Origin of the sequence: Nostoc sp. C117 (genome assembly GCF_043099735.1) — a bacterium.
Lineage (GTDB): Bacteria > Cyanobacteriota > Cyanobacteriia > Cyanobacteriales > Nostocaceae > Nostoc.
The window spans coordinates 6118899-6134200 of the sequence record NZ_CP170991.1 but is presented as its reverse complement, the minus strand read 5'-3'; the positions used below and the strand labels follow the sequence as shown (position 1 = coordinate 6134200).

Annotated in this window: 13 protein-coding genes; 4 read left to right on the top strand and 9 right to left on the bottom strand. The window is 41.2% G+C overall.

The window, feature by feature from the left end:
* Nucleotides 1-709: 709 nt before the first annotated feature.
* Nucleotides 710-1501 (bottom strand): TIGR00297 family protein, encoded by a 792-nt coding sequence (locus tag ACFG4S_RS26310; RefSeq protein WP_392531876.1) that lies wholly within the window; start codon nucleotides 1499-1501, stop codon nucleotides 710-712.
* Between the two features lie 152 nt (nucleotides 1502-1653).
* Between ACFG4S_RS26310 and ACFG4S_RS26305 the strand changes: the two genes are divergently transcribed.
* The gene (locus tag ACFG4S_RS26305) at nucleotides 1654-2085 is read left to right on the top strand and encodes a VOC family protein (RefSeq protein WP_392531875.1); all 432 of its coding nucleotides are present in this window, start codon (nucleotides 1654-1656) and stop codon (nucleotides 2083-2085) included.
* Nucleotides 2086-2104: 19 nt separating this feature from the next.
* Here the strand turns inward: ACFG4S_RS26305 and ACFG4S_RS26300 are convergent, their stop codons facing one another.
* On the bottom strand, nucleotides 2105-2740 hold the full coding sequence (locus ACFG4S_RS26300; protein WP_392531874.1) for an esterase/lipase family protein: 636 nt from the start codon (nucleotides 2738-2740) through the stop codon (nucleotides 2105-2107).
* A gap of 479 nt (nucleotides 2741-3219) precedes the next feature.
* On the opposite strand from ACFG4S_RS26300, the gene ACFG4S_RS26295 reads away from it, so the two are divergent.
* Nucleotides 3220-3696, top strand: a complete 477-nt coding sequence (locus tag ACFG4S_RS26295; protein ID WP_392531873.1) for a hypothetical protein — start codon at nucleotides 3220-3222, stop codon at nucleotides 3694-3696.
* A 57-nt stretch (nucleotides 3697-3753) separates the two neighbouring features.
* Here the strand turns inward: ACFG4S_RS26295 and ACFG4S_RS26290 are convergent, their stop codons facing one another.
* Nucleotides 3754-6087, bottom strand: coding sequence for a VIT domain-containing protein (locus ACFG4S_RS26290; protein WP_392531872.1), 2334 nt, complete (start codon nucleotides 6085-6087; stop codon nucleotides 3754-3756).
* A gap of 252 nt (nucleotides 6088-6339) precedes the next feature.
* Here ACFG4S_RS26290 and ACFG4S_RS26285 point away from each other — a divergent pair, with 252 nt between their 5' ends.
* Nucleotides 6340-7299, top strand: a complete 960-nt coding sequence (locus ACFG4S_RS26285) for a hypothetical protein (protein ID WP_392531871.1) — start codon at nucleotides 6340-6342, stop codon at nucleotides 7297-7299.
* Between the two features lie 271 nt (nucleotides 7300-7570).
* On the opposite strand, the gene ACFG4S_RS26280 is transcribed toward ACFG4S_RS26285, so the two are convergent.
* From ACFG4S_RS26280 to ACFG4S_RS26255, 6 genes are all read right to left on the bottom strand, one after another.
* Nucleotides 7571-8455 (bottom strand): DUF4351 domain-containing protein, encoded by an 885-nt coding sequence (locus ACFG4S_RS26280; protein WP_392536084.1) that lies wholly within the window; start codon nucleotides 8453-8455, stop codon nucleotides 7571-7573.
* A gap of 18 nt (nucleotides 8456-8473) precedes the next feature.
* Entirely contained in the window at nucleotides 8474-9538 is a 1065-nt protein-coding gene (locus tag ACFG4S_RS26275) for a tetratricopeptide repeat protein (protein WP_392531870.1), read from the bottom strand.
* Between the two features lie 54 nt (nucleotides 9539-9592).
* Complete coding sequence (locus ACFG4S_RS26270) at nucleotides 9593-10321, bottom strand: 16S rRNA (uracil(1498)-N(3))-methyltransferase (protein ID WP_392531869.1); 729 nt, start codon at nucleotides 10319-10321, stop codon at nucleotides 9593-9595.
* A 13-nt stretch (nucleotides 10322-10334) separates the two neighbouring features.
* A complete protein-coding gene (locus tag ACFG4S_RS26265) occupies nucleotides 10335-10976 on the bottom strand; it encodes a Uma2 family endonuclease (RefSeq protein WP_392531868.1) in 642 nt (213 codons plus the stop codon).
* A gap of 244 nt (nucleotides 10977-11220) precedes the next feature.
* The gene (gene sir / locus ACFG4S_RS26260) at nucleotides 11221-13137 is read right to left on the bottom strand and encodes a sulfite reductase, ferredoxin dependent (protein WP_392531867.1); all 1917 of its coding nucleotides are present in this window, start codon (nucleotides 13135-13137) and stop codon (nucleotides 11221-11223) included.
* 252 nt (nucleotides 13138-13389) lie between these two features.
* Nucleotides 13390-13929, bottom strand: coding sequence for an outer membrane beta-barrel protein (locus ACFG4S_RS26255; RefSeq protein WP_392531866.1), 540 nt, complete (start codon nucleotides 13927-13929; stop codon nucleotides 13390-13392).
* 391 nt (nucleotides 13930-14320) lie between these two features.
* On the opposite strand from ACFG4S_RS26255, the gene ACFG4S_RS26250 reads away from it, so the two are divergent.
* A complete protein-coding gene (locus ACFG4S_RS26250; RefSeq protein ID WP_392531865.1) occupies nucleotides 14321-15262 on the top strand; it encodes an ADP-ribosylglycohydrolase family protein in 942 nt (313 codons plus the stop codon).
* Nucleotides 15263-15302 lie beyond the last annotated feature (40 nt).

The window sequence follows — 15302 nt, the reverse complement described above, 5'->3', positions numbered from 1 at the left end:
TTCTGAATCCTTAGGTAAAACAGGCTTTATGCCATACTCAGTATCAAGTCCTAAGTCCTGAGTGTTGCTGAAGAAAAAGTACTCAGCACTTTTCATCTGGTTACTAGATTTAGCTTGTGTATTTGACCTGAGTTTAAATCTGCTGTCACTACTAATTGAAAAAGAGATGCAAGGAGGTGGGAATATGGAAACGGTTTGATGTGAGCAATCGAGCAAAAATACTCTTTGAGCGATCGCAATTCATGTTCCCTTCTCCTGATAGAGACACTCTTGCTAGCAAGCTTTAAGGGTAGGGGTACGGGAACACAGAGCCATCTAAAGTAAGCCTGATTTTGGATTTCGCTTTGCGTCTGGGCGTCTTCTCGATCATATAATTTTTCATGATTATTTATACGGTCTTGGGAAGACACAACAGGATTTAAAATATAAACGATCGCGCAAAATCAAGGCACAGCTAGTTGTGTGAAAAAATCTTTATATATTAGGCTAAATAATTAGGTAAACTAAACAAAAATCAATTAAAACAGCGTAAAAAGAATTGGGGATTGGGCATCCCTTCTCTGCGAGACGCTACGCGAACGACTTACCTCGGCTACTTCAGCTACTTCGGCTTTGCGGTAGTTGAGCGTAGTCGAAACTCAGTACAAGTCTCCCCATCTCCCCAGTCCCTAGTTCCCAGTCCCGAATTTCTCCGCAAGCCAACGGTCGATCAATGCCCCATACCCCATGCCCATGCAACTAGCACAGCTGCGATCGCACCAATTAATGTATTAAAAATATTTACTACTTCATTGGTTAGCCAGGTATATTTTGATTGCAGTGTTGCTCCAATGACACTTTCTATGTTGGTGGCAATAAATGCTGCCAGTACACACCAAACTACGGCCAATAGATCGATTAAACCAACTCCCCAACCAACAAGAGCGATCGCCACAGAAGCGACAATACCAGCTAAAGTTCCCTCTAAACTTATCGCCCCTTCTGTACCACGAGGCACTGGTTGGAGTGTGGTAATCAAAAAGGTACTTTTACCATAAGCTTTACCGACTTCACTAGCAGTAGTGTCAGCCAGCTTGGTACTGAAACTCGCTACGTAGCCTAACAATAATAGTGACTGGGGATTGGGGACTAGGGATTGGGGACTGGGTACAAGAAATCCCGAGAGCAGGCCTACTCCCAAGGCACACAGCGCCCCAATCAAAGCCGAACCCCAAACATTTTCTGGACCTCTTGCCCCAGAACGCTTTTCGGCAATTCCTTCTGCCTCTTTCTGCGCCATACCGATGCGGGTAACACCAGAACCAACTATAAAATAGAACATTACGACTGCATATCCTTGCCAGCCTAAAGTTCCCCAAATGAGGATGGCCAGTAACCAGGCGTGAAATAATCCTGCTGGGGTGAGGAGCTTTTTGGGAGCAATCCCAGCTAAACCCAATAGAATTGTGTTTAACCCTAATCCCACTAACCAGGGGTTGGCATAGTCAATTAAAGAAAACATCAAAAATCAATTACAGTAGTTTTGCCAAAATCTTACCAGAATAACTTGTTTAGAATCATGATTGACTAGAGATGTCGGTATAATTGTCATCACACGAGTCTTAGCAAAGCTGTGCTACCCTACGATACATATATGTTTATCTGTCGTCAGCTATGAGCCAAACTTTATTCCATCTGGCTTTCCCTGTGACTGACATTAGCCAAACAAAAGCATATTATGTAGATGGCTTGGGCTGTATTCCCGGTCGTGAAAACCATCACGCCCTAATTCTCAATATCTACGGTCATCAACTAGTGGCTCATGTCACCAAAGAACCTTTGATACCGCAAAATAGCATTTATCCCAGACACTTTGGACTAATTTTTACTCAAGAACGTGACTGGCAAGACTTACTAGAAAGGGCACAACAAAAACAGCTACTTTTTCGTGAAGAAACTAAAAACCGCTTTGTTGGTTCTCCTCTTGAGCATCGTACTTTCTTTTTAGAAGATCCGTTTTATAACTTAATGGAGTTCAAGTATTATCGCTACCCAGAGGCGATTTTTGGGAGTTACGAACATACACAAATTGGCGATAGGACTTAAGAAATTCCAAATTCAAAGGCTACTGACTAGATTTTTTCTTCAGTAACGCTAGATTAATAGGCTTTACTAAAGCTGCTGCTACTACTGCTAAACTCCTGGAGTCTGTCAGCATCCAAGGATGTAAAGCAACTGGTACTTTTGCTTCCTGTCCTACAGACATTTGTGAACTATTCGCAGGGACAATCATTAAATCATAAGGTGTCCAAATAGATGTAAAATTTAGTTGCCCTAATATGACAGCATCAGAATTTAAATCCTTAAGAAAAATGCTATCGGGGCGCATTTGCACGCAACCAGGACGCCTAGAACCATAAGCAACGACAGTTCCATGATGGGGTGAGGAAATTGTGATAAACCGCTGCACCCGGTTAATTCCTCCCAGTCGCTGAAGATAGTAACGGCTGACAATTCCTCCCATACTGAAGCCTACTAAATCCAGTGGTTGTTCTGATGCAAAGTTAGTTGTCACATATTCGGCTACCTGCTTCGCCAATTCATCAAGACCCACATCACCATTATTCGGCACTAAATTCAGGGCATATACAGACAAACCTTGTTGTATTAGGTACGCCCTCATTTTATAGAAAACTGCTTCTGTGTCGTCAATCCCATGTAGTAACAAAACAGGATTGCGTTGCTGATTTTCAGTGTTCATTTGCAAAATCTGGCTGAATTAAATGGTGTGTTTCATTTTTATACGTACATACTGCTCTACAAACTGAAGTTGTTGCTTTTCGGATTCTTTAAAGGATTTTTTATAAAACCGAAAATGCTTGTAAAAAAATTTAACTTAGTATTTCATTAGTTGCCAATAGGCGATGATACTCCTCTCGCTTATTAAGCGTAAAGCGATCGCCTAATTATTAAACAAATAAATGTTAATTTTTGTGAAGCTTACTTTCAGAATCTTGCTCTTAGTTACAGTAAAATTTAATAATTAGTTCTCGGTGTATATAGCTGGCAAGTGCTTGCAATACAGCATTTACCCTGTAGTTTTACTACAATGTTGATTAAACACAAACCTATATAGGTTGTCACCAAAATTAGAGTGACGCAAAGCAAAAATGTAACATTTTGTCGTAATTTTTAATAATTACGGTCAAATTTCAAATATAAAAGGCAGGAGTAATTGTAATGGATTTTATCAAAAAGTTGATTTCAGGTCTTCTGGGTTTCGTTGGCAGTATTCTAGGTTTAGTTACTGGGTTGTTACCTGGTGGGAAGAAAAAAAGCAACGGTTACTTTTTAGAACTGGAGGAAGCAGCCAGTGATTCCAGACCAGCAGCAGCTAAATCAGTGAAGTCAGAAGTATCAAATGGCAAAAAAGCTTCAAAATCATCTGATCCAGAGCCACAAGTAGAATCCCAACCTGAAAAAAGCTCTGAAGCAAATACTACCAAGAAAACCAAAGTAGAAGCTTCTCAAAATGGCAAAGCTCCCGAACCAGCTAAAGTTCCAGCAGCCGCTACCAAAAAGGCTCCTACTGAAACCACCTTTGCACCAAAATATCTTGCTCCTTCGGCTACTAGCTCTAACGGTCGTCGGCTTCCAGGGGCAAATATGAGTGCTTATTTAGACATGGCACGTCAAGTTAAGACTCCTAATAATTAAATCCCACAGAAGCGATAGAGACGGGAATTTTTGCCTCTCTACCGCCTCTCTACAAACTTAAGCGTGAATACGCAAGGTTAAAACAACTTTGGCAGTTGTAGATTGGGGAAGTCTCCAAAGTAGGAGCGATCGCTTAATTTTCTCCACTACAGCTGCATCTTTTTGGGTTGAGGCTTTTTCATCCAAAACTATCCTTTCTACCCGACCTTTTTTGATGGCGAACTCAAAGACGATTTCACCACCAAAGCCTAAAGGTAAGTTTAGTTTTTGTAAGTGTTGGGTTAGATCGGCGATTGCAGCTTCATCTAAGCCTGTGACGCTGATTATTTCTAACTGATGGTTGATGGCTGCGTCTGATATTTTAGCTTCTTCCATCTCCTGTAAATCAAAGCTAGAAGATACATTGGCTTTTTTGGCTACTGGAGATTGTGGCGATCGCCTTCTGTAGAGAACATCTGGAGCTTCTGCTGATGGCGCTGGTGCTGGCATCGAGGTTGGTGAGAAGTTTGATGAGAGTTGGTGCATAATACCACCAGCCGGAGGGCTACCAAACACTTCTTCATAACTAACTGCTTCCGGCATTTCTACCGGGACTTGCATAGACCGATATTCGCTACCTGGTTCAACCCGCACGTCATCACTGACAGCCACAAAAGCGGTGTATTGAGAAAGCAATTGATAAGTTAAGGCTGTTTCTGTAACTGCTTCTACACCAGCTTTGGTTTCAAAACTCACCATTTGATTCATCAAGTCTTTAATACAAGCACGTCCCCATAACTGCGCTACAGCAATATTTCCGGGTTCTTCAAATATGAGGTGAAACGTCTTTTCGTAGTGCTTCCCGCCCGCAGCAATGCCGGAGATTTGCAGATTACCACTGACTCTATCTTGTTTGCGACCAAATAAAACTAATGGTTGTTCGCAGAATAAATCAGGGGCGATCGCTGGGTAAATAACAGGCGATTCTGTGTCACCTTGCCAAGAGATTTCAATATTTGTGAGTACGGGGTTGTTGATTTGCCTGTAGAACTTTTCAGCAACTTCTTCTGTGGGTTCATCGTGACGAATAATTCTGGATATTCCCCGGCCAATTTCGGCGATGCGATTCAGTAAAAAACGGTTAACTGAACTACCAGCACCGAAACTATAAAGGCGATTTCCTGGTTGGAGGTGCTGTTGTACCTCTGCCAAAATCTCATTTTCGTTGCCGATGTAGCCATCAGTTAGAAGGACAACAGAGCGTAATCTTCCGGCTGGTGTGGGGAAATTGATGGCTGCACGAATGCCGCTGAGCATTTCTGTGCTGCTATCAGCTCGTAAATTGTTAATGTAAGCGATCGCCTTAGCACGATTTTCTGCTGTATTCGGTAGGGGTTTCTTTGATAACTGTCTGACTTTATCGGAAAAATCGAGAATTGTAAAAGTGTCGTTGGGATTCAACCCATTAATAAATCGCCGCATCAATTCTTGGCACTTTTTCAACGGATCGCCAGATTGGGAACCAGAAGTATCCACCAAAAATACGACATCTTTAGCGACAATTTCATCAGTGGAATATTCTAAAGCTGGAATTAAATATATGGCAAAATGTCCGCCGCGATCGTCAGCTTGGGTTAATAGTGTGGATTGAGTTTCTTCACCAGAAACTTGATAGCGGAGAATTAAATCTTTGTTGGGAATTGTATCTTCTCCAGCTAATTGAATCCGCACAATTTGACCGGAATGTTCAATTGTTAATTGATGTGAAGGAGAACGTACTTGAGAAATTGGTAAACCTGCGTCAATTTCCACTGTGACATGAATATCGTGACGGCTACGCATTCCTTCTGGAACTACAGGCGGTGTAATGCGCGAAGCATCAGGAACTCTATCTGTATCGCCGCTTCCATCAATCGGTGTTCCAGGAATATATCTTGGCCCCACCACCATCGGAAAAACAAACTCGTAGTTTCCCGCCTCAAATTTTAGACTTTCAGTGTAACGAATTGTGACATCGATTTGTTCGCCAGGTTTGATGTTAGCCAGAGACTGGGTAAAGATGTTGTCTCGTTCCTGTTCTAGAAGTCCAGCGGTGCGTCCTTCTTGTTTTGCCTTTTCATAGATTTGTTGCGCTTCTTCACGTTTTTTAATATTACCTTTGATAGTGCGATCGCCGATTTTGATTTCCATATCATCCACCGCCGCCTCATCTGGTAACGGAAAGATATACACTGCTTCTAAAGGCTGCGTAAAGGGATTTTCAAAGCTTTGAATCACCTCAACTCGTGACAAATTACCTGCAATTTTTGCGATAACTTCCGTGTGCTTGAGAGGAAAAACTAGCTGTTCTCCTTCAGGGGATTGGACGTACAAACCCCCTAACTCTTGTCTTTTAGCACTTACTGTATTCATAGATTTGATCCTTTGTGTGGAACATAAACCTAGACTAACTAAAGTAACAATTAACTGTAACCTAACCACTGTTAGGAGTTTTGTTAGGATATTGAGTAGAAACTGATATATCTAACAATGACACCAATCCTCCAACCGTTTACACAAGCTGAAAATGACTGGGATTTAGAAAGCTTGTGCCAAGATCTCACCTCTGCTAAACAGCAAATTTCTGGTAAACCCAAACAACTGACACCATTGGAAATAAATTGTTTGAGGGGATTACTTTGTGGTTATAGTCCTAGTGAAATAGCTACTGCAATCAATCGCGAGGTTAGGGGTTTAAGAGTTGATTTATCTAGAGGATTGTATCGCTACATCGAAGTACTAACTAAGCGCCCTTCTAACACCTTAAAAGACTGGAGAGAAGTAACTGACTGGCTAGCAAAAGCTAACTATAAAACCAGCGTTTCTCATCTTTCATTGCCAAATAATGATTCGTTAATCAAAATTGTTGATATTTCACTTGAAGGCTCGATTAATTCTTGTGTGATTGATTTAAAAGTTCGTAATATTGGCAATCAGGTTGCTTTTCTGAAAAACGCTAAGTTTTTATTTCATAATGCCTGGGTGCTTAAAAGTTGGGTTTTACCTAGACTTGAAATAAATGAACAGCTAGCTTATTCACCATCACCAGCTATAGCCATGCAGCGGAGTAGAACTGTTCCCCCTAGCTGTGATTATCAAATTTATTTACCAGTAACTCTAAATTTTGATGTTCCTTTACCATTGAATTTTTCTACAGAAAATTATTTAAATACACAATCAGAAATTATTTATATTGAAAACTTTAAAATTTCTCAGTGCGTAAGTTGTAATGATGTAGATAGATTTACGTTTACTTTATTTTTGCCAACCAGTGAGCAACAATTATCTAGCAATTACCAGTCACCGTATTTGATACGTACATCATATATTTATAATTTTAAAGTCGAACTTATTTATGATGAAGATAATAAAAATGTTCAATCTTCTGATTTAATTATTTTGTTGGAACCCAAATATCCTGAGGATATAGAGACACGAGGGTTTTTCACAGAATCCAATTCCCAACTTCCCACCGAAATGAAAAAATGGAGTCAGGATAATTTAGAGTTGCTAATGGCAATAGCCAAAATCCAAGGTGTTACAAATTCATCACTGAATTCTTTAATAAAAACAGTAGTGCATTAGGGTATTCTACTATTTGCTCTTTATTAAACAAATATAGCAGTCTTAAATCAATCGTGAAAAATTAGATTCCCGACTTCTCAAAGAACTCAGGGATCTGGACAACACAAATTGTCACAACTCATTTAGGATTGCTATATATAAGCGGCGATTACTGACGGTTAATTTTACAGTAGAATTCAGAAGTAAAACAGGATTCATACCTGGCTTTGTGATAAATCTTTGTCTACTTCCCTAACTGGAAATCTGCTGTAATTAATCTACTGATGATGAGTTATCCTTGTTGTTGGTTTAACCAAATTTCTAAATCAGCAACAGTAGAAAATTCTAGTAATGCTTCTCCTAAATTTTCTAATTGTTCAATGGATAATCCTTGAACTCGCTCCATTAATGATGCATTAATTTCCCCAATACGGCGATTAAGTAAGCGTAGAACTAGACGTTGTTCTCCTGACTGTACAGCTTGTTCCCTATCTCTTTGATAAAGTGGTTCTAGTCGCATAATTAACTCCCTATCATCTGCTTCTAATTCTTGATTTACTCTTAAGTTTTCGCGCAAGTTGTAAACTAATTCGAGTGTTGCTTTCTGGTATGGATGATTTAATGGTAACGCTTGCAACTCAATAATCGCTTGTGATTGCACACTTCCTCTTCCCAAAAGCCTTAACCACAATGTCTCCGGTGTTTGTGGTAGTTGATGTATTGCCACAATTGCTGTCCGCAAAGCATCTGGTAGAAAATGCACTCCCGACAACCAACCTTCTTTTTGAATAGTTCCAAAGCTAGATAATCTAGTTTCAGATACAGTAGGTGTAAGAACCCACAACTTAGGAATTTCTGACTCTTGAAGTTTGGTTTTAGTTGACTTAGCCTCTCGTCGCACGAGAGCTTTTATTTCTAATAATTTGAGAATACAGTCGCATATCTCATCGGTAGAAGCTGGATTGCGGAAGGGTTCAATTATCGCAGGATGTTCAGCAAATCTTCCTAGTAAACCCAGTACTTGTAAATTCGAGTTTTGCTGTTTAGAAGGAGTGAATAGAACATCTATTTCTTTAATCTCTCCGGAAAATTTTTCTGATGACTTGACTTCTCCATAATCTTTTAGTAATTCTTCCAGATAGTCCTTAGCGAATTTGTCATGTATAAAGCGCGTTATTTTATAGGTATCTAAGAATTATTTCACAAAGACTAATCCACTATACAAATGAAAAGCTGAGTCCCAATTATTTTCTTCTCTACGAAGTAAGTAAATGTGAGATTTAATTTGACCCAAAATTTCTGTTTGATCCAATACTGTATCTGCAAAAGGTGCGAAATCTGACCAAGTTTTAATTTGAGGTAGTTGCTGCTCAATCCAACTCGATAAACTATTCCAATTAATTCTGATTGTATTTTGGGTAGCTTGAGGAATGATTTCTAAACCTTGGTGGAATTCATAGCCGTTATCATAAAGTCTCAGAATACAATGTCTACTAGGTAGATGTAAATCACAAAATTGAGCATAGTCTTGTGTTTGAGTTTTACGTTCCAGTTTACGGTGGGCATCAAGATCTATAACCTGTTCAAAAATCGGTAAAAGCCCGTTGACTCGTGCTGTAACTTCTGACCAGTCAAAGGTGAGAGAACCGAGTTGATTTCCTTGATTGCGGCAAACAACAGTTGCTTTTTGTTGAGATCCTGAAAAATATTCGACTTGAAAAACTTGAATTTGTTGAATGGCTGTTATTGTTGTCCAGAAACAGGGAATACCAGCTTGCTGTAGTTGTTCACCGTAAAATTTGAGTTCTCCTAATTGTCCAGTGCGGTACAATCTCCAGCCACGACTCGGTAGCATCAGCCGAGCGCTGTAGGGATCTATTTGCATAATCTGGGCAAATTTTCGCGCTGCTTCTGTTTTATGATCGTTACTAAGAGGCTCTAAGATTAGTACGCCAAGTTCGGTATTGCTGGGTTCGGATGTTGCTTTAGAAATTGCTCGTTGTCTTTCTTCTTGCTCAATTTCTTGCAGCCGCCGCAAACCTTCTCTTGCTAGCGTGACTATTCTTGCAGTGGTCGTATCTCGCAGCAGTTGGCGATAAATTTTTTCGGCGTTTTGGTGCTTTTCAGATACTTCATGCAGTCTTGCGAGATAAAATTGCACCCAAGGATTGTCCGGTGATTCTTTTAGTAGCTGCTTGAGTAATTTAGCAGCTGTTTGATAGTCTTTATGATCAAAAGCGATCGCAACTTGCTCAATCATATTTCAATGCACACTAGAGAAATATCTCACATCTTTGCGTGAGCCATAACTCATTTATACTTCACAAGCTGCGGTAATCAAGGATAATGCTACTATTGGTGCCGTCACTGCTCTGAGGATGCGACGACCAAGGGAAACAGGTTGAAATCCCAGGGCGATGGCATTTTCAACTTCTTGTTTTGTCCATCCACCTTCTGGCCCAGTGGCTATAACGATTGCTTCTTGTCCTTTGTGCTGTAAGCAATCTCTTAAATGGGGAGAGTCACCACGAGCTACACAGATATATTGGTGAGTGTTGACTGTTGACTGTTGGCTGTTAACTGTTGACAAACCCGCACTAAAAGCAACAGGTTCTAAAATTGTTGGTACGAACGATCGCTCTGATTGTTCGGCGGCTTCCGCAGCGATGCGCCGCCAGCGTTCGAGCTTTTGGGGACTGGGATGAAGCAAAGTGCGATCGCTCAATACGGGTGCAATACAAGTGACTCCTAATTCTGTACAACACCGCACTACTTCATCAAAACCATTGCCTTTGGGTAACGCCATCATCAGCGTAATTGATACAGGTAACTCAGTTTCTACTGTTAATAGTTCTAAAACTTGTGCTTGTTCTCCTGTTAGCTGCGCCAACCACCATTTTCCTTTACCATCCATTGCAATAAAGCGATCGCCTTCACGCAAGCGCAACACCCGCAATAAGTAATGTTGTTGCTCTTTGGTAAGCGAAATTTGCTCTTGTTGGAGTTGAGAGGGGGCGATCGCAATTCTTTGCAGTTGAGACATTTTTGTGAATAAACTACTCTGTTGTAGACATTTGCTGTCTAACCCAACCACGGAAAGCACGAGTTACTGCTATTTGCCCAATTTTCTTGCTTTCTTGGATAAATCGGGGAATTTCTGTCATTAGAACGGGTGCAAAAGTTGGACTGCGATCGCTCTGGCAATATTGCCCATTGTTAAGGGTGTAAATTCTTAACAGAGTTCCGTTATACCGCCAGAATTCTGGGACTCCCATTGCAGCATAAAGCATTAACTTGTTTATTTTGGATCTGGAATATTCTACTTCTAATATCAAATCTGGTGGTGGGTCTGTATTCAAGTCAATATTTTCTTTGTTGCGGACTAAAAATTCGTTTTGGATATAGTAACTACTGTCCGGCTCGGCTCCTTGCTGCAAATCATCCCGCATCATAGTCAACGAGCCAGCACTTTTAACTTCTAAACCAAATTCTTCACACAGCACCAGAACAAAACCTTCAATGAGACGGTTTGAGTTCTCATGTGGCATCTGTGGAGTCATAATTTCTAATATGCCGTTGTCATAAGCTAGCCTTTTATTTCGCTCAGATCCCATATCTGCCAGCATAGCTTTAAATGTCTGCCAGCTAATGTTTTGCAGCACATCCCTAGTTTCTGCGAATTTTGCTGTGGTTACCATAGTTCAGTTTTCCTGTGGATGTCCTTTTTTATCTCACGCAGAGGCGCAGAGGCGCGGAGAAAGGAAAGAGAGGTAATTTTAGAGGAGGAAGGCCGTCTTTACAATAATCAGTCCTTTGTAGAGACGGCGATTTATCGCGTCTCTTGCCTTAACCGAACCGTATTGGGAGTAGCATTGACGCAAGAGAGACACAGATGAATTTATCTATGTCTCTCTTTGATTTCATTATCTTCAATTTTTTGGCTTAGGAAAGATTCTGGAAGTAAGCTTCTAGGGCTTCACTCACCAATTGAGTCATTGGCTTACCTTCGCTTTCAGATACTTCTTTCAACCTGCCATAAATATCAGCTTTCAGATTTACCCGATGGCGTGATTTGTTGACACCATCACCCGTGTTAGGTTCATAGGTGGCGCTAAATTCGCGGATGGCATCAAAACCAACGCGATCGCAAAAATCACCAAAACTTTCTTTTGATTTGTGCGATTTTTTAAAGTAGACAAAAATTGGCTCTAGGAAGCTTTCCAAATCATTATGGTGCAGCTTTTCTGTGTAAGGTTGCGCCAGTCGCGTTTGATTTGGCGAACCTCCTAACCATAATTGGTAACTTTCTGGGGCGCTACCGACAAAAGCCAATTCTGCCAAGTAGGGACGAGCGCAGCCGTTAGGACACCCTGTCATCCTTACCACAAAATGTTCTTTTTGTAAACCTAATTTATCTAAGAGAGCGCGAATTCGCTCCAAAATCCCCGGTATTGCCCGTTCTGATTCGGTGATTGCCAAGCCGCAGGTAGGCAAAGCGGGACAAGCCATTGCATACCGTACTAGAGGTTCGATTTTACTGGGGTCGTCTCCGATGCCGTGACGATTCAGAATCTCTTGAATGGTTTCTTTGCTATCTGGCTGGATATCATAAAAAATCAGGTTATGGTTGGGCGTTAGGCGAATGGACAAGTTGAACTGCTGGACAATTTCCCGCAAAGCGGTTTTCAATTGAAACGAACCGTCATCTTTGATTCGACCATTGTCAATGGAAATTCCTAAAAATAGTTTGCCATCGCCTTGTTCGTTCCAGCCGAGGAAATCGTGATATTTAAAGTCTGGCAGTGGTTTAAAGGGTGCGACTGATTTACCAAAGTATTCTTCAACTTGGGTGCGGAATTTATCTACACCCCAATCGTTGATTAGATATTTTAGTCTGGCATGACGCCGGTCAGTGCGATCGCCATAATCTCTCTGAGTGGCCACAATCGCTTTCACCATATCGTAAACATCTTCTTTGGCTACATAGCCAATTGGGTCTGCTAACCTAGCAAAAGTTTCTTCTTTATTGTGTGTTCTGCCTAAGCCACCACCAGCAAAAATATTAAATCCTTGTAATTCTCCTTTTTTATTGGTAATGACTACCAACGTCAAATCTTGGGAATACAAATCAACCGAATTATCTCCTGGCACTGTCACGCAAATTTTGAATTTGCGGGGCATATAGTATGTGCCATAAATCGGTTCTTCGTTGTCATGAATGATTGTGCCATTCCCATTACGCTGTCGCGCTGCTTTCACCTCTGGATTTTCTTCAGCGGTAATTGCCTTTTCCCCATCTAACCAAATTTCGTAATAAGCACCTGTTTGTGCTGACAGCAAGTCAGCAATATTCTGGGCATATTCCCACGCATACTGATACTCTGGGCGATTTTTAAAGGGGGCTGGTGGTGCCATCACATTGCGGTTGATGTCCCCGCAAGCTCCTAAGGTCGAACCCAAGTTATTGACAATAGTGGCAATTGCTGATTTCAGATTCTTCTTTAAAATTCCGTGCAGTTGGAAACCTTGACGGGTAGTTGCTCGTAAGGTGTGGTTACCATACTCATCAGCGAGTTTATCTAAAGCCAGATACAGCTGCGGCGGCACCAAGCCACCCGGATTTTTTGTCCGTAGCATAAACTGGTAATCTTTTTCCTGTCCCTTGGTGCGATTGTCGCGGTTATCCTGTTGATAAGAACCATGAAACTTCAACAGCTGCACTGCATTTTCAGTAAAATGAGTCGTGTCTTCAAGAATCTCAGTTGCTACAGGTTCACGCAAAAAATTACTATTTTCCTTGATTCCTTCGACTTTGGAAGGCTTACGGCTAGCGACGGGGGAAGGAGCAGATTTAACCATTAGAGTTGTATAGTATTCTCAATAAAGCATTCGTGGACGCCGAAGTAGCAAGATGTAAGTATCCTTTCGGCTAAATTTATCCCCGGTAATCCGGCCGGAATGATGAGGAATTTTTTAATTTTAACACGGCAAAAGCCGGCTTTCTCAGTGATCTAACACTTAACAAAACCAGCTTTTTGGAGTGGTGAGTGAAAAAGTGCTAAGTCCTGAGTACTAAATAAAGTATAGAGTAACAGAGGACTCAGTAATTTTTTATTTAAAGCTATAGCCAACGCCAGCGTTAATGCTAACAGCGGGAGTATCGCTATTTTGATAGGCACTAATTCCTACTTTAGCATTAGTGTAGACGAGGAAATTATTAGCAACTTCCGATTCCACACCAGCACCTAGCACTACTGCATCTTTGTTACCGATAGGAGTTGCGGAGCCATCTTTCTCTACAAAAGAATAACCACCAGTTAAATAGGCATTAGTTCTATTAGCAATTGGCACATCCACAGAAACTTCTGGAATGATAGCACTTGTTTGATCGCTCCAAAGGACATTACCGCGTGCGGAAAACGGGGTATTTCCTAATTTCAAACGACCTGTGACATTACCACCAAATGTAGCCTCATCGTTAGTGCCTTGTCCGCCGTTGGTAACCCCAGCAGCAATACCAGCACCAACATAACTAGCATCAGTACCCTTTTTTGTTTCCGCAGAAGCTTGACCAGCTGATAGAATCACCGGAGCAACTAGTAAAGAAGATAATGCAGAAATTGTTAGAAAAGACTTGAGTAAACCTTTCATAATTGTGAGCAAATTGTGTATTTATTACTGTTATATTCCCAGTCGAAAGCCCGGTAAAAATGTTCCAGATAATTCTGATATTTCCTTAAGTAGCTGTTGCTATTGATGCACAAGACTTAAGAGCATTTGGCTAAATAATCTTTGATGAAAGTGTTATAATTACACTTGTTTTTTCTCCAGCTTCGAGTTTTTTTGTCAAAAACAGACGCTTTTTAAAGTGGCATAGTTATGGGAACTAACAATAAGTCTAAATTCAGGCGAATCATAGCTAGTCTACTGACTTTATTTGAGCTTTTCACATAGGATGAAAAAGTAGCCTGTAACAACTGTGGCAACAAGCTATTGAGGAAATCTATAAAGTTAATTTTTAGCAATTCTTGGAGATTGAATAATGCTAACCGCTGCAAAAACGTTGTCTGGTTTGATGGGTTTGTGTGTCGGCGATGCATTGGGTGTGCCAGTGGAGTTTACTAGCCGTGCTGAACGAGTAAAATCTCCAGTGACAACGATGCTGGGTTATGGCACATGGAATCAACCGCCAGGAACTTGGTCAGATGACAGTTCCCTGAGCTTTTGCTTGGCAGAATGCCTTTGTAGAGGCTATTCGCTGGATGCCATAGCTAATTCCTTCTGGCGCTGGTACAAGGAAGCTTACTGGACTCCCCGTGGCGATGTCTTTGATATTGGTCAAACTACCCATACAGCAATTATGCGCCTGAAGCAGGGAGTTGTAGCTCATCAGGCAGGGGGAAAAGTTGAAAATAGTAATGGCAATGGTTCGTTGATGAGAATCTTGCCAATGGCTTATTGTCACAGAAGCTTAACTTTAGGCGAATTGCTGGCACGGGTGCATGATGTTTCAGCGATTACCCATGCTCATGCGCGATCGCAAATGGCCTGCGGCATTTATATTAGTATTGCAGTGGCGCTACTCGAAGGGGCTGACCCGCAAACAGCTTATCTACAAGGATTGCAAGATATCCAAACCATATATTCCGTGCGAGAATTTTTGTTAGAAAAGCCCCATTTTGGTAGAGTTTTCAGTGGTGAGATTGCCAAGTTACCAGTAGAAGAGATTAATTCTGGTGGTTATGTGATTGATACTTTGGAATCATCCCTGTGGTGTTTGTTAAACAGCTCGTCTTATTCTGAGGCGGTATTGAAAGCTGTGAACTTAGGCGGGGATACAGATACTACCGCCGCCGTCACCGGTGGCTTAGCGGGAATTTATTACGGGGTGGAAAATATTCCTCGACAATGGATGAACCAAATCGCTCGTAGACAGGACATTATCTACTTGGCAGAACGTTTTGCTAGGGCTGTCTACAGTTAGTTGGGAATTAGAAATTATACCAAGCGTTTGATCGGCGGCT

Bases quoted from the DNA above. Each gene is read 5' to 3' on its own strand.
- ACFG4S_RS26310 (WP_392531876.1), bottom strand. From the start codon at position 1,501: ATGTTTTCTTTAATTGACTATGCCAACCCCTGGTTAGTGGGATTAGGG.
- ACFG4S_RS26305 (WP_392531875.1), top strand. From the start codon at position 1,654: ATGAGCCAAACTTTATTCCATCTGGCTTTCCCTGTGACTGACATTAGC.
- ACFG4S_RS26300 (WP_392531874.1), bottom strand. From the start codon at position 2,740: ATGAACACTGAAAATCAGCAACGCAATCCTGTTTTGTTACTACATGGG.
- ACFG4S_RS26295 (WP_392531873.1), top strand. From the start codon at position 3,220: ATGGATTTTATCAAAAAGTTGATTTCAGGTCTTCTGGGTTTCGTTGGC.
- ACFG4S_RS26290 (WP_392531872.1), bottom strand. From the start codon at position 6,087: ATGAATACAGTAAGTGCTAAAAGACAAGAGTTAGGGGGTTTGTACGTC.
- ACFG4S_RS26275 (WP_392531870.1), bottom strand. From the start codon at position 9,538: ATGATTGAGCAAGTTGCGATCGCTTTTGATCATAAAGACTATCAAACA.
- ACFG4S_RS26270 (WP_392531869.1), bottom strand. From the start codon at position 10,321: ATGTCTCAACTGCAAAGAATTGCGATCGCCCCCTCTCAACTCCAACAA.
- ACFG4S_RS26265 (WP_392531868.1), bottom strand. From the start codon at position 10,976: ATGGTAACCACAGCAAAATTCGCAGAAACTAGGGATGTGCTGCAAAAC.
- sir (WP_392531867.1), bottom strand. From the start codon at position 13,137: ATGGTTAAATCTGCTCCTTCCCCCGTCGCTAGCCGTAAGCCTTCCAAA.
- ACFG4S_RS26255 (WP_392531866.1), bottom strand. From the start codon at position 13,929: ATGAAAGGTTTACTCAAGTCTTTTCTAACAATTTCTGCATTATCTTCT.
- ACFG4S_RS26250 (WP_392531865.1), top strand. From the start codon at position 14,321: ATGCTAACCGCTGCAAAAACGTTGTCTGGTTTGATGGGTTTGTGTGTC.